The organism is Winkia sp. UMB3158, assembly GCF_030217145.1.
GTDB classification, from domain to species: domain Bacteria; phylum Actinomycetota; class Actinomycetes; order Actinomycetales; family Actinomycetaceae; genus Winkia; species Winkia anitrata.
Genome location: NZ_JASONH010000003.1, coordinates 13,648 through 33,432, shown reverse-complemented (window position 1 = coordinate 33,432; position 19,785 = coordinate 13,648). Strand labels below are relative to the sequence as shown.

Genomic DNA, 19,785 nt, shown 5'->3' with positions numbered 1-19,785 from the left:
CCCCCTACTTTGTGCCTGTGCGGGCTAGAATCCAGCGCGCAAGCATGTTGACGATCATGGTGATGAAGAACAGGGCCAGACCGGTGGCGAAGAGGCCAGACAGGGCGAGGCCGGTAGATTCGGGCTGTTGCAACGCAATGTTGGCCGCAATGGTCGAGTGCTTGCCCGCTTCAAGAATGTGGAACGAGTAGCTGGCGCCAACCGACAGCACCATTAGCACTGCCATGGTTTCGCCGAGCGCGCGTCCGAGCCCCAGCATGGATGCTGAGACGATGCCGGAGCGGCCGTGCGGCAGCACTGCCAGGCGAATCATTTCCCACCTGGTGGCACCAAGGGCCAGTGCTGCTTCTTCATGCAGCCCCGGGGTCTTTAGGAAAATTTCGCGGCTAATCGAGGTGACAATGGGAAGAATCATGACGGCTAGGATCACGGCGGCCGACGAGATGGTGCGCCCGGTCGGAGAGGCCACCCCGCCAAATAGGGGGAACCAACCGAAGTGGGCATTGAGCCACTTATTCAAAGGCACTAGCTTCGGCACTAGCCAGAGGGCGCCCCACAGGCCGTAGATTACCGAGGGGATAGCTGCCAGCAGATCCACCAGGTACCCCAGGGTTTGCGCCAGCTTCTTGGGCGCGTAGTGGCTGATGAAGAGGGCGATCCCGATTGCAACCGGCACAGCCATCAACATTGCCATGCCAGAACCTAGCAACGTACCGAATACCTGCGGCATCGTGAACTGCCAGATGTTTACGTGACTTGCCGACCCCATGGTGGTAAACACTTTGCCCTGCGCCAAGATCGCATCCTTGGCTTGCAGCAGCAAGAACACTGCTACCAACGCCAATGTGGCCAAAATGGTGATACCTGCCAGCAGGGCGATGGCGCGGAATACAGCGTTACCCGTTTTACCCGTTCCTTTGGAATCGGTCAGCAAGTTAGCTTCTGATCGCTTGACCGTCATGAACTTCCTACTTCCAACTCTCATGCGAAAGCGTTCGGTAGCGGTTTCCCACTACCGAACGCCTCGTTGCATAATTAGCCGATCTTGATCTTGTCTAGGCTCTTCTGAACCTTCTGTCGCATCTCGTCAGAAATCGGGGCAGAGCCTGCGCTCTCGGCAGCGGCCTTCTGGCCCTCCTTGGAGGAGACATACTCCATGAAGGCCTTTACTAGGTCGCCCTCTTCCTTTTCGTACTTGGAGCAGACGATCTCGTAAGAGATCATGATCAGCGGGTAGGCGCCTTCTTCCTTAGGAACGCGAACCACGTCCAGGGCCAGGTCGCCATCTGCGCGATCCTTGGCCGGCTCGGCGATGTCCGCAGCCTTGGCAGCGGTTTCCTGCGACGGAGCAGTGTAACCGTCACCGGACTTCAAAGAAGCAATGCCCAGATCGTCGCCTGCCTTAGAGAAGTCGGCGTAGCCGATGGTGCCCTCGGTGGACTGTACTGCCTGGATCAGGCCAGAGGTCTTGTCACCGGTCTCGCCACCAGCAATTGGCCAGGTCTTGTCGGCTTCGTCAGTCCACACGTCCCCAGCGGCTTCGTGAAGGTAAGAGGTGAAGTTTTCGGTAGTACCGGACTTGTCAGAACGGTGAACCGGGGTGATTGCCAGATCGGGTAGCTTGGCATCCGGGTTGGCCTTGGCAATGGCCGGATCGTTCCAGTTCTTGATTTCGCCCTTGAAGATCTTGGCAACTACGTCAGGATCCAGGTTCAGCTTCTTGACGCCCTTGATGTTGAAGACGACGGCTACCGGGGAAATGTAGGTGGGCAGATCGAAAGCATCGGCGCCACAGCGATCCTTGGCCTTCTTTACTTCGTCGCCCTCGAGGTATGCGTCGGAACCGGCCCACGCTACCTGCTTGCCAATGAACTGTTCAATGCCAGCGCCCGAGCCAACTGCACCGTAGGTGATCTGGGCATCGGGGTTGTTTTCCATGAAGGTCTGAGTCCAGGTGGTCATTGCCGACTCCTGTGAGGAAGCGCCCGCACCCTTCAGGGAACCGGATACGGATTCGCTCTGCTGCGAAGTCTTGTCATTGCCGTCCGCCTTTTCGCCAGTAGCGTTGTCGGAACCGCAAGCAGCTAGTGAGGTGACCGCGAAGGAAGCGGCTGCAGCCACACCCAGGAACTTGTAAAACTTCTGATTCACTTGTGATACTTCCTATTCTTCGTACCGAATGGGAGGGCCTAGGCCCTGACATGTACAAGGTACGGAAGTCAGGTGTAGATAAAGTTCAACCCAAGTGAACAGTTGGTGAACAAACTCGATTTACAGTTGTGACGTGCACATACGCTAACGGCGGTGAGTTAGAACACTCTAATGATTCGGTTTCTTACCTTACGCGCGCACCAGTTCGAGGGCGACTACCACCGGTCGGCATTCCAGCTGCGCTTCCCGATCTACCGCAGCGGGAGCCGAGACTGCCTTGACAGGCTGAGCCTTCGACTTCTTCGCAGGCTTGGTGGTGCGCAGGGCCGACCCCTTGGTGGGGAGCGCTACCGGAGTTCCCTTCTTACCCGCCAGCAGCGCGGGCGACGGGCCCTTCTTCTTCGGCTTGGCCTCGTGCTCCAGTTCCGGGCCGCCCTCGTAAGCGACGGGCACTTCCCCACTGTCAGACAGCAGATGCGCCACGGGCGTGGGCAACGGATCGTCCTCGGCAAGAGGCACGAGCGCGATGTGGGCAACCAGCATTTGCGCGGTGTGCAGATACGGGTCTTCCTGCGGCAACTGCCGCGTAATAGCGTTCGGAGTGATCCCGGCTAGGGCTCCGACGAGGGCGGGCAAAGTAGGCCGGTGCACGCACACGCCCCTGGCCTGCCCGTCCGCCAGCCACTTCTTGGCCAGTTCGCGCACGGCAGTCCCGTCTGCCGCATGGGCAGCCTCGGTCAGATCCGCGAGCGCGGTAAGAGGCGCGCCAGTGAGGGTGGCAAAAGGAGCCACGGTCTGGAAGCAGCGCCGCCACGGCGAGGTCAGTACCTGGCCGATGCCATAGGCGGACAGGATCGGAACCAGGTTCTTGGTTTGCCCGACACCCTTGCGAGCGAGCGGGCGGGCCGATTCTTCGCCCTCCCACTTCTTGCGCCCTACCGCCTTGGCGTGGCGCATGATCAGCAGCGGCTGGGTTTGTGCGGTGCGGTTACGAATGTGCGCAACCGCCTCGTCGAGTAGACGCTGGTCCCCTCGCCGGGTAAGCATTTTGCGGGCTTTAGCAGGCTTCGCCCACTTGGTCTGATCGATTTCAGAGATGGGGGCACGCTTGGCGAGCGGACGGCCAACCATTGCCGGCTCACTGACATCTAGCTGGCCCAGCCAGTAGCGCACCTCTTTGGTGTGCCCGACGCCCAGCCGGTACCGCTGTGTCTGCAACGGCACGCCCAGGCGCACCGCAAAGCCGGTTTCCTCTTCGACCTCGCGGACAGCGGTAGCCACTATGTGTTCACCGCGTTCCATCTTGCCCTTCGGCCACGACCAATCGTCGTAGCGGGGCCGGTGCACGATCAGCACCTCAATGTCGGCCTCACTGCGCGGAATCTGCGTTCCCGGGATTGTCCTGCCACCTTGGCGCAACCGCCACACAATAGCTCCACCTGAACGCACAATACGGGAAACAGGCGGCCGAGGGCGGGGCCTTGACATTGGACCATCCTTTCATTACCGGCATGCCGGATAGCTAATTCTAGTTGTTAACCCTACCCGCCCTTGCCGGTGAATGCCGAAACGTCTACTTACGCCCCTTGACACGCTTGTTAGCCTGCTCCATCAAATACGTCTGAATATCCAGCAGCGGCTGGCCTTCTTTGTCTTCGATGTGCCGCTTCCAAGTCCCATCCGCCTGCAGGTGCCAGCTGGAAACCTTCTCGGAAGCCTCCAGCTCTACCAAGCCTGCCAAATGTTCGATCATGTCAGGATCAGTGATGCGGATTAGTTCTTCGACGCGCCTGTCCAGGTTACGGTGCATCAGGTCAGCCGAGCCGATCCACACTTCGGTGTCTCCACCGTTGCAGAAGGAATACACGCGCGAGTGTTCCAGATACCGCCCCAGAATGGAGCGGACGCGGATATTGTCAGAGACGCCCTCGATCGGGGCACGCAATGCGCAAATACCGCGCACCACAATATCTACCGGGATGCCCTCCTGGGAAGCGTGGTAGAGGGCATCAATGATCGCTTCATCTACCAGCGAGTTCATCTTGAAGCGAATCCAAGCCGGCTTGCCCGCACGCTTGTTCTCTATTTCGCGGTTGATGCGCTCCAGTAGGCCCGGCCGAATGGAACGAGGCGCCACCAGCAGGCGGTGGAAGGTGGTCAGCGGCGCAAACCCGGACAGCTGATTGAACAGGCGGGTCAGATCCTGGGCTACGTCGCGGTCGCAAGTCAGCAACCCCAGGTCCTCGTACCCGCGCGCCGTCTTGGGGTGGTAGTTACCGGTGCCCACATGGCAGTAGCGGCGCAAACCGTCAGATTCCTGGCGCACCACCATCGACAGCTTGCAGTGAGTCTTCAACCCCACCATGCCGTAGACCACATGCACCCCGGCGCGTTCTAGTTTGCGGGCCCACCCAATGTTGGCCTCCTCATCGAAGCGGGCCTTAATCTCGACAATCGCCAGCACCTGCTTGCCAGCCTGGGCAGCGTCGATAAGTGCCTGCACGATCGGCGAATCGCCCGAGGTGCGATACAACGTCTGCTTGATCGCCAGCACCCTCGGATCTTTAGCCGCCTGGGTAACAAATTGTTGCACCGAAGTGGAGAAGGAATCGTAGGGGTGGTGCAGCAGCACGTCGCCGTTGCGGATCGACTCGAAAATGTCCGTAGGAGTGGCGGATTCGACCTCGGCAAGACCCGCGGCCGTAACCGGCAAAAATGGGGGGTACAGCAGATCGCGAATGTCCAGGTCGTGCAGGATGTTCAGGCAAGTCAGATCCAGCGGCTCCGGCAACCGGAATACGTCTGCCATCGAGATCTCGAGTTTTACCACCAGGAAGTTCAGCACGAAATCGCTAATACCTTCCGACACTTCCAATCGCACCGCCGGCCCGAAACGGCGCTTCAACAGCTCCGTCTCCATAGCCTGCAGCAGGTTCTCGGCGTCGTCCTCTTCAACCTCCAGGTCCTCGTTACGAGTGACCCGGAAGGTGTGGTATTCCAACACTTCCATTCCGGGGAACAGGTGATCCAGGTGGTGACCAATAACGTCTTCAATAGTGACGAAGGTGGCGCCCTCGGCCGTATCCGATGCCTCTTCGGGCCGAATGCCATCTACTACCTGGTCAACCGAAACAATACGCGGTAGCCCCTCAGGCACCTTCACGCGGGCAAAGTGCTGCTTGCCGGAAACGGGGTTGCGCAGCACAACCGCCAGGTTCAGGGACAGACCTGAGATATAGGGAAATGGGTGAGACGGATCCACTGCCAACGGGGTGAGCACCGGGAAAATCCGCTTGCGGAAGTAGCGGTGCAGCTGATGGCGCATTTCCTGGTCTAGGTCTTCATACTTGCACAGGTGTAGCCCTTCCCTGTCGAGGGCGGGCAATAAGGTTTCCTGCACAAAGTCGGCTTGGCGGCGGGTTAGCTTCTGTGCCCGGTCGGTAATGCCCGTCAGTACCTGCCGCGGGCTGAGGCCGGAGGCAGATGGGCGGGCGATGCCGGCGGCGATGCGACGCTTTAGCCCGGCTACGCGCACCATGTAGAACTCATCCAGGTTCGAGGTGACGATGGTGGTGAACCAGGCGCGCTCTAGCAGGGGCAGGCGAGTGTCTTCGGCCTGTTCCATTACGCGCAGGTTGAAGTCCATCCACGATAGTTCGCGATCGCCAAAGCGGCCCTCGGGCAAATTCACTTCCCTAGCGGGAGTCTTGGGTGGCTCCGGAACCTCCTCGGCCGGCGGGATGGGAGCGGGAGTGAGCGGGGTGGGCTCTGCCTGCTCGCTTTCTTCGGGCTCGTCCTCGAATTCGGAATCTTCGTGTTCGTGGCCGGGGAACTGGGAAGGATCGGCGGTGAAGTCTTTCGATTCGGCCGATTCAAAGCCTGATTCGTTTACGGCATCCGGCTTGGCAGCGGCCTCATCCGCCTCGGCCTCTGCCGCTACTTCCTGGGCGGGGCTTCCTTCCCGTTCCTGCGGCTCTTCAGCGGGGACACCTCCGGCCTGGGCGGCAGGATGGGAAAGTGAGTCCTGGTTATTAGTCTCGGGAATTTCCATACCGAAAGCGTTCCTCATATTTACCCCTTAGTTAAGGTTGTGGTTTGCCGCGGCGGTTGCTGCGGCCTCAAAATCATCAGCGGTCTTGGTCAGAGCCGAAGCCCTCCGAGTCACCTGGTCTGCCAACTCGTCCTTATCAGACGTAATCCAATCCGGGCCCGCAGCACCGGCGGCCAAAATGTGCATTACCTGTGCGGCCACCGCCAGGCGTTCGCCTACCCAATGGAGCGGTTCTTCGACCTCGTCAGGAGCCCCCGCCAGCACCTGGTTGATCGCCCCGAAAGCCTGATCGAACGGAGGCGGGTTCTTCACGCCGTGCGCCCGCTGCGGCGCGGCCAACCCCTCGTTATAGCGCTGCTGGGTGGTTTCTCTGTCCCGCCTTGCCCATTCGCGCAGCAAGTACAGCCGCCAGAGGGCGCCAGGCAGCGTAGAGGCGGGCTGGCCCGACCACAGTTCGGCCACCAGATCAACATTGCCTGATCCGGCTATCTGCCGCAGCCTGGGAACCAGCACCTCGGGGGTGGATATGGCATCGCCCAGCGTCATAGGCTTGTCAAAATGACCGTCAAAGGTGCCCAGCAACAGTTGCGCGGTAGTGTGCGCAATGTCGGAACGCAGCGCCGGGTCAGCATCCCCCACAATGTTTTCGGCATCTTCGGGTTCAAGCATCGCCGGCCGACGAAAACGGGCAGACATGGCACTCCTCCTAATATCAGACTCATTGTGAACTAATAAAGTAAATTTTAGTTGAATAAGCCCTCCCCTTCAGCGGCTATGGGCCATCCCAATTGCGCCAGTGGGAAACATTTGCGCTGGCACCACCCCATCCTCGCGCATCCGCCGAAGGCGCCCAGGCGCCACCAGTGCAATAGAGAGCAATATCTCGGCGATAAATTTCCCCGTTCCGCCCGGGTGCTGCTACGATTATGGGGCGCGCAAGCGCGGGCCTATAGCTCAATTGGCAGAGCAACGGACTTTTAATCCGTGGGTTCAGGGTTCGATTCCCTGTGGGCCCACCATCACCCCGGCAGCAGCCGGGGTTTTTATTTTCGCTTTGGCCTTGCCACGAAAAACACACTCGCAGCCCTAGAACTACGGTCCCAACAGGGAAAATATACAAAAGCGCAGGGAGTTACCTTTCCGGTAATCTACGCCACAGTCACGGGCGAATGTATTGACAATATTTTTGTGCCGAAATAAAAAGTTTCGTAGGCCACAGTCACGTAAAACAGTAGCCGCCGCCATTGCTGTACTCATTTTCCAGGCATTGCACCTTTGTCACACCCGCCCAACGAAGATGAAAAAACGTTCATTTTCATTGCGGGCCAAAATACCCAAAACATACTATTTTTGTGTTGCACTGCTGCGACAAACCTAGTCGCAGCGGGCTCTTTCCACCACCGGTGGGAACCATATTCGCTAGGTTCAATGACGAAGGTTTTTCAATGATTGAAAAGACAATATTTGCTCATAGAGGCGCAAACCGACTAGCCCCAGAAAACACCATGGCAGCCTTCCGCGCGGCTTTCGAGCACGGCGCGAAATGGATTGAAACCGACGTTGACATCGACAAAGATGGCACTCCTATTATCTGCCACGACACCACCTTGGATCGCACCACCGACCACACCGGGCGTTTCTACGATCTGACTGACGAAGAAGTAGCAAAGGTCGATGCCGGCAGCTGGTTCAGCAAGGACTTCAAGGGCGAACACCTGCCCACCCTGCACGAGCTGGTGGATTTCCTAAACGAGACCGGCATGAACGCCAACATCGAATTGAAAGCTAACGAAGAGGGCAAGGAGCGCAGCGAGCTCCTAGTGAAGAAGGTTGCCGAAGAACTAGCCCGCGTTGAAAAATCGCAGATCATTGTCTCCTCCTTCTCGTTCCTACTGCTTTACAAGATCAAGCAGATCGCTCCCGAAACCGTAATTGGTGCGCTGTGGGAAACCTGCGCCCTGTACGACGACTGGCGTTCCGTCCTCGAAATGTTGGGGGCAGAATACGTTCACCCCGAGGACGCGGGTCTAACCAAGGAACGCATCCAGGAGTTCCGCGACTTCGGCGTCGGCGTGAACGTGTGGACCGTAAACGATCCAGCCCGCATCAACCAGCTATTCCACTGGGGAGCCACCGGCGTATTTACCGACATTTCCCACCAACTGACAGACCGCTACTAAGAGGCCTAGTCTGGGCTAACTAAGCCCCTTGTATCGCACGCAAATGGAATTGCGCGCTAAGTAAAAGGACTTACGATGAATTCGAAAAAAATCCCTATCTTCCTGCGCAAGGGCAGGGTCGGCTCCTTCCTGACCGTGGTTATGGCCGGGCAGCTGGTCTACTCGACCTTCGAAGCCTTCAAAGGCTCATTGATGTTGCCACTAACCCACGCGCTAGGAATCGGTGTTGACGATTTTGGCGTTCTAATGGGCTGGCTGGGAATCGCAATGTTCCTGTACGTGCCCGGTGGCTGGGTCAACAACCGCTTCACCATCCGCTCCATTCTGATCTGGTGGTGCTCCTGGCGTCTGGTCACCTTCCTGATGCTCTACATGATCCCCAACCTAAGCTTCAAGATCATGGTTGCGATCGCGATCTCTTGGGGCGTTTGGGACGCGATCGGCTGGCCAGCGGTGGTCAACGGCGTCACCTTTGTTTCCAAGGACGCGGACACAAAGGGGCGCGGCCTGGCAATGGGGCTACTAGAAACCATCCGCCGCGCCGCAGAGTTCCTGATGAACATCGTCATCATCGGCATTATCGCCGTCTTCCCGGCAGCAGCCAACAAGATCATGATCGGCTTCGGCATCGGCTACTCGCTGCTGCTAGTTCCGCTAATCCTGGCGATCTTGAAGTTTGTACCGAAGAACGCCATTGCCGAATCTGAAGACATGGGCAAGAACGCCGCTGCGGCCGTTGGCCTACTGAAAGTGCTGCTTCGCCCGCGCGTGTGGCTGGCAGGCGTTGCCGGTCTGTGCCTGTACTGGTGCTACGTCAACCTGATCTACTCGTCGGCTCCTTACCTGCAACTGGTATTCCACGCTTCCGACGCAACCGCGGGCGTGTTCGGCATTTTGAACACGGGCCTGATCGGCGTCTTCGGCGGACTAGTTGCTGGGATCGTCGCGGACTACGTATTCAAGTCCTCGACCATGATGATGGGCGCCGCCCTCACGGTTACCGCGGCAGCTACCGCGATCATCCGTCTCCTTCCTTCCCAGCAGAATATGGTCTGGCCTGCAGTAGTCCTACTAATGGTTGTCGCATTCGGCGTGTTCATGGGCAAGGCAGTGATCTTGGCACCTATCGCCGAACTGCAGCTTCCTGAAGAGATCAACGGCTCGGCAATGGCAGTGGGCTCGTTCCTAGTTTACGCATCCATCTTCTGGGCGAACCCGCTGGCTGGCAAACTGGTAGAGGCCCACAAGGCTAACCCCTATGTTGGCTACCAGCAGATCTTCTGGATTACCTTGGTTGTTGCCATTGTCGGCGCAGTCTGCGCTTTCATCCTTGCTTTCATCAACAAGAAGATTGACAAGGTTGAAGATCAGAATGCCGACACCAAGGAAACGGCTCAGGCTTAGGCCTAGCCGACTGGCGGGGCTAGCTGGTGGGCCCTGCTAGTAAGGGGCGGACAGGTTTCCTGTCCGCCCCTCTATTACATCTACCGGTGCAGACAAGCGGCCTCCCGGTCGGTTACTTATCAGTCCACTGCAGGAAGCGCGTGTGCGAAATTTTATTGTGCCGATCCACCGAATCAATCCGCACCTTCATTGAGCGGCGCGCCAGTTTGCCCGTGGGGATCTGCTTGAATCCGATGATGGAATCGTGAGTATTTTCCAGCCCGTGCACCATGACCCTGGGGTAGGAACAGGTGAGCGGCGGGCCCTGCACCATCTCGTCACACATGAAGTAGGCGATGCCGTTGAAGTACAGGTTGCCAGAGACCTCGTGTTCGCCCTCGTTGTAGGAATAGACCTTGGCCGAAGACTTTTCGGGGGCATCCGCGTACTGCGCCCTATCATCAACGACCTTGTTGTTATTGGTGTAGGTGGGAGCGGACGCGGGACCAGGCTTGGGAGTGCTGGCACACGCGCTGGCGCCAAGGAGCAGCGTTAGCGCTGCTGCCAGCAGACATGAAGACTTTCTCATGTTTAAATCATGCGTTGGAAGGGCAGTAATGGCAAATATTTTCCCCTCTAACCTACGGGCGCGTAGGATAGGGGCGTTGACGCAATCGCAATGAATAGAGGGGCGCTCTTGTCGAAGTGGACATTGGATGGTGCTAGCAGTGCAACTCGCCTGATCCAGGGCGCAATGAACGCCGCTGCCAGAGCCACAGGTTCCCCAAAGGTGACAGAAGTTGGCGACCGTGATTGGCGACAGAACTATCCCACCTCCTTCCATAACCTAACTGCGCTCGAGGGCGAAGACTCCCCCACCATGGCCAAGGCAGCGTTGGATTTCATCTACGCTAACGCCCAGTTACCGGATGGGACTAACCTTGCCGAAGCTAAGCCCATTGCAACTGAGGTGCCTGTTTCGCAGGTGGGCAAAGCCGATCAGGCTGCCACGTGCCCGGTTCCACGGCTTTCGCTGCCGATTGGGCATTCGCTGTTGAACAAGCGCGCCCAGGCTGCTTTGTCGATTGTTAGCTTGCATCCGCAGTGGTGGAATCTGGCCGGCTACGAAGTGGTGGTGTTGGCGGGGGCCGCGCAGCTTGCACCCACGGTGGCCCTGGCGCACGCGGGCGCTACGGTACACGCGATTGTGCGGGCAGATTCGAAGCGGCGTAAGGCACTGTTGCAGGCTTGCCAGGATGCGCCTGGCAAACTGGTGATTCCTTCGGGGCGGATATGCGATGTGGTGAAGAATCCCAGGCAGTTGGCCGGTTACATTTGCGGCATTTCTAAGCCGGTGATTTTGGTGGATGCGCTATATGCGCCCTCGCGCGCCCATGTGCACGCGGCAATTGCGGCTGACCTGGTGGAGCGCATGGTATGCCAGGCTCGCCCCGACACTACGGTGTGCTTTAGCGGCACTCCCACTGACGTTTACTATTCAAAGGGGCATCTGGTGGATGCCATCGTGCCACTACAGGGGCCGAACTATTTAGCGGCGAAGCGGATTGGCCGGTGGCGGGCTAGTACCCTTACCGGCCAGGGCGTTAGCACGATAACGCCTATTCTGCCGTTGGCGGCCACCGAGTCGGTAATGAACTCTGACAAGCTAATCAGCACTATCGTGGGCGCCCCCGCGGTGGGTGTTTACCCGGTAGCCCCCTCCGTAGCAGCGCGCCTTGCGGCTTCGTGGCTGATTTTCGAAATGCATTCTTCTGACGAACCGGCCCCCTGGCAGGGCGTGAAGGCGCCGTGTGGGCTTTGGGGAAACCCGGATTCGCAGCTCAATTCGCTGCTGCCCAATGCGAATATGCGCCTGCACGCGGCGTGGGTGGCCGGTCGGCTAGGGGCTGGCCGCGACGCCTGGGTTGGCCAGGTGCCCGATTCAATATTTTCCGAGGGCGGCAAACGCCTGCGCGTCCTCGCACGGAAAATGCGAGAACGGCTGGGCCGGTAGCCCGGGACTTTATCCCTACCCTCACCCCTGGCGCGTCCACACCTCTACCTTTTACTAAGGCGGCTCCTACAGATGCGAATCACCCGCGTATTTAAGTGTGTATCAACCGGTCACAATAGGTTGCAAAAAAGAAAATGGATACAAAAAAATCCCGCACCTAAAGTGCGGGATTCTTCAGTTCAAATACTATTTGAAACTATTTGCTCTTGCGGCCAGTGGCTGCCAAGTAAATAGAAATAGCAACTACTGCACAGATAGTGCAGACGACCCAACGCCACCAGTCAATGCCGGGGGTGTCAGTCGGGTATTTGAAGATGCCTAGGATCAGGTTGCCAACGACAACGCCGACGACGCCCAGAATGATGGTCCATAGAATGCTTAGCGGCTGGCTGCCCTTCATGAACAGACGGGCCAGTGCGCCAATGATCGCGCCAAAAATAATGGTACCGATGATCTCGCCCATTTTTCTTTCCTTACTATAGGGGTGCGCATTTACGCCTTGCCCCTATAGTTTCACTATTTAGCCCTGTATGCCAGCCCTGCAGGACACTGTTAGCTAAATGTTAGTTTGGAGCGAAAAATTATTAGGAATTTTTCACATACAACGACTCGTTTGTCAAAGTTTGCCACTTTTACGCAATGATGCATCCGACTTCCAGTCGCCCACAACCACTTCCATGACTAAAGCCCTATGGTCGGAGCCCTTCTGCTCGATCACATACGAGTCCTCAAAACGGATCTTCCCGGCCGCTACCGCATGGTCGATAATCGATTTGGGTGCCACCGCCGGGAACGTAGGCATGCCCACGTGCATCTGTTCGCTAACCCCGGTGGCTTCTAACACCGGAGCAGTCCCCAGATTCATATCCCCCACTAGCAGCGTGGAAGATACGTGCGGGGGTGGGACTTCGCCCTCGACAGGAGAACAGTAAGTGCCCCCCACCATTTGTTTCCATGCGTGCGCCAGTTGCGAGCGGGCCGTGACGCCATGAATTTCTAGGTGGGTGCTTCCCACGCGCAACGGCCCACCCGGCGTCAGGACGTCCGCCGCCAGCAGTGCCCGATTCTGCCCAAAGTCAACCGAGGTGGAACTGCCAAAGAGGCCTGCGCCCTTAGCGCGGCCGATGCGACGAATGGGAGCCGCCCCCAGTTTCAAGGTGCGCCACACGGCAACCGGGTACCGCGAAGCCACCACCACGCCAAAGCCGCCTAGCCTAGGCCGCCGCCCCGCCAAGGCTCGCCGCACCGGCAGCCGCAAGAACAATGCCTGCCCGCGGAAAAACGGCAGGAAGCGCCAATGCTTCAGCCCCGCTTCCTCACAGATGAGGGCGCCCTGGTCGCGAAAACCAGAGCGCCACTGCCGCACGTCGACCTCCTGCATACACAAGATGTCGGGCTTTGCCTGGGCAAGATCATGCGCCACATCGGCGTCGTGAGCAATATTGGCGCTGATGACACGCACGGTTGCAGGCATTTACTAGCCTTTAGGAGCGAAGGAAAGGGCCACCGAATTCATGCAGTAGCGCTCCCCAGTAGGGGTCTGCGGAGCATCCGGGAACACGTGCCCAAGGTGCGAATTGCACTGGGCGCAGCGCACTTCCTGGCGAACCATGCCATGGGAGGTATCCGTAGAGATGTTCACCGCCGCCTTCTGCGGGTCGTAGAAGGAAGGCCAGCCGCAGCCCGATTCAAACTTGGTATCCGAGCGGAACAGTTCCGCCCCACAGGCGCGGCAGGTGTAGACTCCTTCCCGATCCTCGCTTAGCAGCTCCCCAGTGCCCGGACGTTCCGTGCCGGCCTCGCGCAGCACGTGGTATTCCATGGGAGTCAGCCGGGTGCGCCAGTCAGCTTCGGTCAGCTTCGAAAAGTCCTCGGCCATTATTCGTCCTCCTGAATTTTTGGCATTAGCTTCGTTTCTGAAGTGCCCGCATCCGTCACGTCGATTGTTTTATTCGCGGGCGGGGCAGCCTCTGCTTTAACGGTACCGGCCTCACCCTTCTGTTGCGCAGGTGAGTCCTCTTGCTGGGCAGTGCCCTCTACCTCTTCATTGTGGGGCCCAGAGAACAGCTGTTGGCCGCGCTCTTCAGCCTCGGGACTGCCCGAGAACATGCGATCCGACATGGTGGTTTCCATTTCCGGCGCGACGGTTTGGGCATCGCGTTCTTGCTGCTCCAAGACGGTAGCGAGCACCTGAGTTTGCGCCACATCTGGGGTGGTTTCCGCCGAGGGCGCATTCCGCTTCTTGCCGCGACGTTTGCTCCCGGGGTGCTCGCTAGCCTGCTTCGCTACAGCTACCGCAACGGCGGCGGCATCCTTGGGTGCAAGCGGCTGGGTGGGCAGGATCGAAGTTTCCTGACCGGTGCGAGGCATGGCGATCCCGCGCGAGCGCAACGACCGCCGCTTGATCTGGCGCCGGGCCTTCTTTTTCGCCGCCTGCAAGCGGGCTTCGTGAATCGACGAGGCAGCCTTGTCATTTCGCTGGTTCTTCTTTTGGCCTCTCTGCCCCTTCTGGTTCTTTTGGTTCTTCTGCCCGGGTTGCTTAGCGCGCCCCTCTCCCCGCGCCAGCACCTGCTTGATCGCTTCGGCCGTATCCAGTTTGTCTATTTGCATGTCCGAGGCCGTATCCGCATCCGTGCGGGAAATTTGGGCTAGCTCCTGCGCCAGGTGGGCGACGCGTTCTTCAGAAACGTCCTGGTTGATCTGCTGGACCACCTGTTGCACCCACCGGTGCCGCGGCAGCGCGTAGGGGGCATTGGACACCAGCCAGGCGTAGAGGCGTTCGCGCAGGTAGCAGCGCAAATCCCAGAGCTTTCCAGAGTTTTCAGCGCTGACCACAATGCGCACGGTCATGTACCGTTCATTCGAAGCAGACACTTGCACGGAGGCAGAGCGGCCGTCCCACAGGTCTGAAGACGAAAGTAGGCGGTCGGCCTCGGCGCGAATCTGCGAAACGGGGGCAGACCAGTCCAGAGACAGCTCCACAGCACCGAGCAGTTGTGGGGTTTGGCGAGTCAGGTTCTGGAACGGCTGCTGGGTGAACGAGGTGGAAGGCACGATCATGCGGCGGTCATCCCACAGCAGAACTACCACATAGGTAAGAGTTATCTCCTCAATAGTTCCCTGCAATTCAGCGCCATCCAGCCCCTTAATCATGACCACATCGCCCACGCGAATCGCATCCGCAAACGCCACCTGCAACCCGGCGAACATATTCGCCAAAGTGGACTGAGCAGCAAGACCGGCAATCAACGAAGCAATGCCGGCGGAGGCAAGGACTGAAGCCATCGCCGCCCTCGCAGCAGGATAGGTGAGTGCCATTCCGATAATGGTCAGCACGATTATTACTGCCTGTAATACGCGCCGGAGCACCTGGGCTTGTGTCTCGATGCGGCGGGCCTTGCGATCGTGCCGCTCCTTTTGCCTGGCAGTTACGTCCTCGATCACCCCGGCTGCCGCGAACGCCAACCAGCCGATGCCCGCATAGCCCAACAGAAGTACGGCGTGCTTTGCGGCGGGCACCCACGAGGCGGCTGAATCCGACGGGTCGAAGGCATAGGACAGCCCAAGGTGGGCGCCGAACACCGCACAGGTGAAATAGGCGGGAACGATAATCCGGTTCTTTACCAGCCGCACAAAACGCTGCCTATGAGCCACCACACCAATAATCAAGTGCAAAAGGAATATCAGCGCAATCCCGATGCCCGCCCCAATGGCCGCCCACATTAAAAGATTCAAAATGTCGACCGTGCCCTGGGTGGCCTTGTCGACCGTTTTAGATATGTCCTCGGTGGACGGTAGCGAGCCCGATTCAGACGGACTAGGCGATGGCGAGGGCGAATCAGCTGCTGGCAGCAACACCCATTGCGCCTGGTGAAACACGGAGTTAGCGCCCGCAAAAGCGCGGGCGACCACAGAGCAGATCATGTATTCCAGGCTAGTCGAGTGGACACAATTAGGCCTGATGAATCCCAATTAAAGACGTGTAATCTTGGCCGCCGTTTAAATTAAAACTGGACGGTGACCAGGCTCACGCCAAAACAATTTTGTGTTCGCAAAGGTTTTCCAGTAAGCTTTATCGAGTCCGAGGGAGACGGCGAAAGCCGAAACGCTCGGGAGCCAAATAAATAGGCCCCCATCGTCTAGCGGCCTAGGACACCGCCCTTTCACGGCGGCGACACGGGTTCAAATCCCGTTGGGGGTACGGTCGCCAAGGGCGACACAACTGAATATATTAGGCATTGCCTACCATGGCCCTGTAGCGCAGTTGGTTAGCGCGCCGCCCTGTCACGGCGGAGGTCGCGGGTTCAAGTCCCGTCAGGGTCGCTGACAGACCCGGGTTTCCCGGGTTTTTGTCTAAGAAAGGCTCTGTAGCTCAGTTGGTAGAGCGTTCGACTGAAAATCGAAAGGTCACCGGATCGACGCCGGTCGGAGCCACAGCCCAGAGGTCGCAACTTCAGTTGCGGCCTCTTTTTTATGCACGCGCTCACGCCCAGCCTTTGGGGCCGCGGCGCGTAACCCACGGGAAATCTGCCGCGAGCCTTGATCAACTTTCGCGAGACATGGTGTTTTGTCGCAAGCCAAGGGCGAACACGCGCACGGTGGTGCTCTAGACCAAGGTTCGGTCGCAATAGTCCAGCCGCAGTAACAACCCAGCAACCAGCCGCCCTCGGCGTTAAGCGAAAAGCCCCTACCCGGGGGAAACCCTGCGGGTAGGGGCTAAGGCGGAGACAATCCGCGTTTGTGCGGCTATCCGCCTATTTGGCTGGTTCTTTGACCTTCAGCCGCTTGGCGAAGTCGGGGTTCTTTTCCATCCAGTCGCGAGTGTCCTGGACTAGGTTCTTCCCTTCCTTCTTGTTCAGCACGTAGTTTTCAAGCGAATACAGCTCTTCGTCTGAGACCTTCAGGTGCTTTAGCATGTCGGCAACTTCGGGGTAGTCCTTCGAGAAGTCGCCGCGGCCGAAGGAGTGGGCCTTTTCGGCTCCGCCTAGCGCGCCCTTCGGATCCTTCAGATCCTTGATGTCGAACGCGTCGTAGGCCCAGTGCGGGGACCAGAGGGTCACCACTATGTCGTCGCCGGATTGCATGGCCCCCTTGAGGGCTCCCAGCATGGTCGCCGTCGACGAGATCTTGAAGTTCATATCCTCGAGCCCGTACTGCGGGATAACCTGGTTCTTAGTTACGCGCGTAAGGCCCGCACCTGCGTCGATGCCAATAATTTCGTTGTTGAACTTGTCCGCGTTGGCGGCTAGCTCATCCAGCGAATCGATGGGCGCGTCCTTGTTCACTGCAATGGTCAGCTTCGCATTGTCGTACCAAGCGCCAAAATCTTGAATCTGGTCGCCGTACTTTTCGGCGTAGTCCTTGTGGGTGGTGGGCAGCCAGCCGTCCATCAGCAGGTCGAAGTCGCCCTCGGCGAGGCCAGTAAAGATGACCCCCACCTCGGCGTCTTGCAGCTTCACATTGTAGCCCTGCTCTTCGAGGGCGACCTTCATAGCGTTCGAAATGACTACGCCCTCGTCCCAACCGGAAGCCACACCAATGCGGATCGTCTTATCGGAACCCGCGCTGCTACCGAAAGCGCCCACGGCAGTCCAGCCCAAAGCCAACGCCAGGGCCGCCAACAGCGCAGCCGGCTTTACGATGCGATCCAGAACAGACTTGCCACCAACACCGTCGCCTGCCGCAGCCTTACGGCCAGCCCGCGAGCCGGTAACACGGTCTAAGAACATCGCCAAGATCACCACGGACAGGCCAGCTTCGGCGCCGAGAGACATGTTCACGCGGTTCAGCGCAGTCACTACATCTGCACCCAGGCCACCAGCACCAACCATGCCGGCGATTACAACCATCGACAAGGACAGCATGATCACCTGGTTTACGCCACCCATAATGGTTTGGCGCGCCAGGGGCAGTTGCACTTGGAAAAGGACGCGACGCGGGGTGGCGCCAAAAGCGTAGGCCGCTTCGACTACCTCTTTGTCAACCTGTTTGATGCCCAGTTCGGTAAAGCGCACCGCCGGGGCAATAGCGAACAGGATCGTAGCCACAATGGCGGGCACAACGCCCACCGAGAACAGCACGACGAACGGGATCAGGTAGACGAACGCTGGCATGGTCTGCAAGAAATCTAAGATTGGGCGCAGCACCGCCGAAACGCGTTTAGATCTGGCCGCCCAAATACCCAGCGGAATACCTATAAGGATAGCTATGGCTGAAGCCAGTATGACCAGCGCCAACGATTGCATAGCATTGTCCCACTGATCCATGCCGTAGATCAGCATGAACCCTAGGAACGAGCCGAGGGCAAGCTTCCAGCCCTTCGCCCACCACCCAAGCAGGGTGAACACCAAGATCCACACCCAAAATGGGGGCGTCAGCAAGATCGCCTGCAACACATCGTTAATACCCTGGAAGATAGTTGAGATCACGTTGAAGAAGCCAGACCAGGAAGCGATCATCCAATCGACCGCGCCCGATACCCAGCCGCCCAACGGGATGCGGAAGGAATCAAGAACCATAGGCATCATTCGGCATCACCTTCCTGAACAGTAGAACCCGCAGCCGGGCCAGAACCACGCCCCGCCTTGTTTTCGGGAGCGGCGGAAGCGGTGTCGGAGGCTGGCGCTACGCCCTCGCGCGCGCTGCTTCGACCACCGTCAACGGTGGCGTTTTTGGGGCCCTCACTGGCACTGCTGCTGGCACTGGCACCCGACCCTTCTTGCGTGGGCGAACTAGACTGATCCACCTTTGGAATAGAGCCGGTAGAAACAGGAGTGACCTCGTTTCCGCTGCCCTCGCCAAGGGCGCGCAGTAGGGCCACACGGCCGATTATCCCCTCTAAGCGGCCGTCCTTAGAAACAACGGGCACGGGGATCGGCTTGGAAGCGGACGGCAAAATGATTTCCGAAAGCGGAGTGTCCGCCGAAATACCCGGGTGCGAATAGTGCACCAGGTCCCGGATCGTGTCCAGGTTAGGATTCTTGCTGAGGGCGTCAGCGATTTCGTCGCCCTCGACATACCCGTGCAGGCGCCTGTCGCCAGAGGCTGTAACCCAGCCGCCTTGCAAATCGGTTTCCTCGAGCTTGCGCAAAACCACCCTGGGGCCATCGTTTAGATATATGCGCATCACGGGGCGGCGCATAATCGAAGAGGCCGTAATAACGCGCGAACGATCAACATCCTGCACAAATTTGGCCACGTAGTCGTTGGCCGGATTCGTAAGAATCTCTTCGGCTGTACCAACCTGAACAATCTGGCCGTTGCGCATAACCGCAATGCGATTGCCAAGCAGCATGGCTTCGTTCAAATCGTGAGTAATAAAAATAATGGTCCGCTTGGAGCGCGCCTGAATTTCTAGCAGCAGCTCCTGCATATCGCGGCGAATAAGGGGGTCGAGGGCGGAGAACGCTTCGTCCATTAACAAAATGTCGCCCTCGGCGCACAACGCGCGAGCCAAACCCACACGCTGTTGCATGCCGCCAGAAAGCTGCGAGGGGTAGGAATCCTCGCGCCCTTCGAGGCCGGCTACTTGCAGTTCGTGGCGGGCTTTCGCCTCGCGCTCTTCTTTGCTGACACCCGCAATTTCGAGCGGGTAGGCAGCATTTTCTAAGACTGTTCTATGGGGAAGTAATGCGAAATGCTGAAAAACCATCGACATGGATTGCTGGCGCACCTTGCGCAGCTCAGCTGGCTTCAGCTTGGTAATGTCAGTGCCTTTAATTTTCACAGTGCCCGCTGTTGCGGGGCCGAGGGCATTTAGTGTTCGCAGTAAAGTCGATTTGCCCGAGCCTGACAGGCCCATGACAACAAATATTTCGCCCTCTTTTACGTCGAAAGAAACATCGTTCACAGCTACCGTGGCGCCTTTTATCGATTTAGGATCGACGCCGTCTTTGAGCTTTTGAACTACTTGCTTTTTGTCCCTTCCAAAGATCTTATAAACATGGTCGCATTCGAGGATGTTCATGTTTCCCTTCGGGGTGCGTGCAGGGGCTAAAGATCGCTAA

General features: G+C 58.4%; 15 protein-coding genes and 4 tRNA genes. 7 read left to right on the top strand and 12 right to left on the bottom strand.

The genetic code is table 11. The features are described from left to right. Positions 1–4: 4 nt before the first annotated feature. The 5 genes from pstC to QP400_RS03670 all read right to left on the bottom strand — a co-directional run bounded on the left by pstC (position 5) and on the right by QP400_RS03670 (position 6,898). Positions 5–961 carry a phosphate ABC transporter permease subunit PstC gene (gene pstC, locus QP400_RS03690; RefSeq protein WP_004807206.1) on the bottom strand — a complete coding sequence of 319 codons (957 nt, stop codon included), beginning with the start codon at positions 959–961 and terminating at the stop codon, positions 5–7. Positions 962–1,035: 74 nt separating this feature from the next. Next, positions 1,036–2,151 carry a phosphate ABC transporter substrate-binding protein PstS gene (gene pstS, locus QP400_RS03685; RefSeq protein WP_004807204.1) on the bottom strand — a complete coding sequence of 372 codons (1,116 nt, stop codon included), beginning with the start codon at positions 2,149–2,151 and terminating at the stop codon, positions 1,036–1,038. A 189-nt stretch (positions 2,152–2,340) separates the two neighbouring features. Then, complete coding sequence (locus tag QP400_RS03680) at positions 2,341–3,639, bottom strand: NUDIX hydrolase (RefSeq protein WP_004807202.1); 1,299 nt, start codon at positions 3,637–3,639, stop codon at positions 2,341–2,343. A gap of 85 nt (positions 3,640–3,724) precedes the next feature. Then, positions 3,725–6,220, bottom strand: a complete 2,496-nt coding sequence (locus QP400_RS03675) for an RNA degradosome polyphosphate kinase (protein WP_004807201.1) — start codon at positions 6,218–6,220, stop codon at positions 3,725–3,727. A 9-nt stretch (positions 6,221–6,229) separates the two neighbouring features. Further along, the gene (locus QP400_RS03670; protein WP_004807199.1) at positions 6,230–6,898 is read right to left on the bottom strand and encodes a hypothetical protein; all 669 of its coding nucleotides are present in this window, start codon (positions 6,896–6,898) and stop codon (positions 6,230–6,232) included. 247 nt (positions 6,899–7,145) lie between these two features. Between QP400_RS03670 and QP400_RS03665 the strand changes: the two genes are divergently transcribed. The 3 genes from QP400_RS03665 (at position 7,146) to QP400_RS03655 (ending at position 9,786) form a co-directional block, all read left to right on the top strand. Continuing rightward, positions 7,146–7,221: transfer RNA gene (locus tag QP400_RS03665), tRNA-Lys, on the top strand. Positions 7,222–7,647: 426 nt separating this feature from the next. Beyond that, positions 7,648–8,382: a glycerophosphoryl diester phosphodiesterase gene (locus QP400_RS03660; protein ID WP_004807195.1), complete on the top strand. Its 735-nt coding sequence runs from the start codon at positions 7,648–7,650 to the stop codon at positions 8,380–8,382. Between the two features lie 75 nt (positions 8,383–8,457). After that, entirely contained in the window at positions 8,458–9,786 is a 1,329-nt protein-coding gene (locus tag QP400_RS03655; RefSeq protein ID WP_004807193.1) for an MFS transporter, read from the top strand. Between the two features lie 112 nt (positions 9,787–9,898). Here the strand turns inward: QP400_RS03655 and QP400_RS03650 are convergent, their stop codons facing one another. Further along, positions 9,899–10,354 (bottom strand): hypothetical protein, encoded by a 456-nt coding sequence (locus QP400_RS03650; RefSeq protein ID WP_004807191.1) that lies wholly within the window; start codon positions 10,352–10,354, stop codon positions 9,899–9,901. A gap of 108 nt (positions 10,355–10,462) precedes the next feature. On the opposite strand from QP400_RS03650, the gene QP400_RS03645 reads away from it, so the two are divergent. Further along, positions 10,463–11,779 (top strand): hypothetical protein, encoded by a 1,317-nt coding sequence (locus QP400_RS03645; protein ID WP_141740543.1) that lies wholly within the window; start codon positions 10,463–10,465, stop codon positions 11,777–11,779. A 196-nt stretch (positions 11,780–11,975) separates the two neighbouring features. On the opposite strand, the gene QP400_RS03640 is transcribed toward QP400_RS03645, so the two are convergent. The 4 genes from QP400_RS03640 to QP400_RS03625 form a co-directional block, all read right to left on the bottom strand. Next, positions 11,976–12,242 carry a GlsB/YeaQ/YmgE family stress response membrane protein gene (locus tag QP400_RS03640; protein WP_004807188.1) on the bottom strand — a complete coding sequence of 89 codons (267 nt, stop codon included), beginning with the start codon at positions 12,240–12,242 and terminating at the stop codon, positions 11,976–11,978. Positions 12,243–12,395: 153 nt separating this feature from the next. Next, the gene (locus QP400_RS03635) at positions 12,396–13,253 is read right to left on the bottom strand and encodes an endonuclease/exonuclease/phosphatase family protein (protein ID WP_004807187.1); all 858 of its coding nucleotides are present in this window, start codon (positions 13,251–13,253) and stop codon (positions 12,396–12,398) included. 3 nt (positions 13,254–13,256) lie between these two features. Next, entirely contained in the window at positions 13,257–13,658 is a 402-nt protein-coding gene (gene msrB / locus QP400_RS03630) for a peptide-methionine (R)-S-oxide reductase MsrB (protein ID WP_004807185.1), read from the bottom strand. Beyond that, on the bottom strand, positions 13,658–15,703 hold the full coding sequence (locus QP400_RS03625) for a mechanosensitive ion channel family protein (protein ID WP_285462535.1): 2,046 nt from the start codon (positions 15,701–15,703) through the stop codon (positions 13,658–13,660). The genes msrB and QP400_RS03625 overlap by 1 nt, the downstream gene beginning before the upstream one ends. 204 nt (positions 15,704–15,907) lie before the next feature. Between QP400_RS03625 and QP400_RS03620 the strand changes: the two genes are divergently transcribed. The 3 genes from QP400_RS03620 (at position 15,908) to QP400_RS03610 (ending at position 16,213) form a co-directional block, all read left to right on the top strand. Continuing rightward, a tRNA-Glu gene (locus QP400_RS03620) sits at positions 15,908–15,980 on the top strand. Positions 15,981–16,028: 48 nt separating this feature from the next. Continuing rightward, a tRNA-Asp gene (locus QP400_RS03615) sits at positions 16,029–16,102 on the top strand. A 38-nt stretch (positions 16,103–16,140) separates the two neighbouring features. After that, positions 16,141–16,213 (top strand) — tRNA-Phe (locus tag QP400_RS03610). 320 nt (positions 16,214–16,533) lie between these two features. Here the strand turns inward: QP400_RS03610 and QP400_RS03605 are convergent. Both QP400_RS03605 and QP400_RS03600 read right to left on the bottom strand, forming a co-directional pair. After that, on the bottom strand, positions 16,534–18,306 hold the full coding sequence (locus QP400_RS03605; protein WP_004807182.1) for an ABC transporter permease/substrate binding protein: 1,773 nt from the start codon (positions 18,304–18,306) through the stop codon (positions 16,534–16,536). Next, positions 18,303–19,745 carry a quaternary amine ABC transporter ATP-binding protein gene (locus QP400_RS03600; RefSeq protein ID WP_004807179.1) on the bottom strand — a complete coding sequence of 481 codons (1,443 nt, stop codon included), beginning with the start codon at positions 19,743–19,745 and terminating at the stop codon, positions 18,303–18,305. Before QP400_RS03600 ends, QP400_RS03605 begins: the two co-directional genes overlap by 4 nt. Positions 19,746–19,785: the final 40 nt, after the last annotated feature.

Coding starts and splice junctions, on each gene's coding strand:
- QP400_RS03680 (WP_004807202.1), bottom strand. CDS start 3,639: ATGTCAAGGCCCCGCCCTCGGCCGCCTGTTTCCCGTATTGTGCGTTCA.
- QP400_RS03600 (WP_004807179.1), bottom strand. CDS start 19,745: ATGAACATCCTCGAATGCGACCATGTTTATAAGATCTTTGGAAGGGAC.
- QP400_RS03640 (WP_004807188.1), bottom strand. CDS start 12,242: ATGGGCGAGATCATCGGTACCATTATTTTTGGCGCGATCATTGGCGCA.
- QP400_RS03660 (WP_004807195.1), top strand. CDS start 7,648: ATGATTGAAAAGACAATATTTGCTCATAGAGGCGCAAACCGACTAGCC.
- QP400_RS03605 (WP_004807182.1), bottom strand. CDS start 18,306: ATGATGCCTATGGTTCTTGATTCCTTCCGCATCCCGTTGGGCGGCTGG.
- QP400_RS03650 (WP_004807191.1), bottom strand. CDS start 10,354: ATGAGAAAGTCTTCATGTCTGCTGGCAGCAGCGCTAACGCTGCTCCTT.
- QP400_RS03670 (WP_004807199.1), bottom strand. CDS start 6,898: ATGTCTGCCCGTTTTCGTCGGCCGGCGATGCTTGAACCCGAAGATGCC.
- QP400_RS03635 (WP_004807187.1), bottom strand. CDS start 13,253: ATGCCTGCAACCGTGCGTGTCATCAGCGCCAATATTGCTCACGACGCC.
- pstC (WP_004807206.1), bottom strand. CDS start 961: ATGACGGTCAAGCGATCAGAAGCTAACTTGCTGACCGATTCCAAAGGA.
- QP400_RS03625 (WP_285462535.1), bottom strand. CDS start 15,703: ATGATCTGCTCTGTGGTCGCCCGCGCTTTTGCGGGCGCTAACTCCGTG.
- QP400_RS03655 (WP_004807193.1), top strand. CDS start 8,458: ATGAATTCGAAAAAAATCCCTATCTTCCTGCGCAAGGGCAGGGTCGGC.
- QP400_RS03675 (WP_004807201.1), bottom strand. CDS start 6,220: ATGAGGAACGCTTTCGGTATGGAAATTCCCGAGACTAATAACCAGGAC.
- msrB (WP_004807185.1), bottom strand. CDS start 13,658: ATGGCCGAGGACTTTTCGAAGCTGACCGAAGCTGACTGGCGCACCCGG.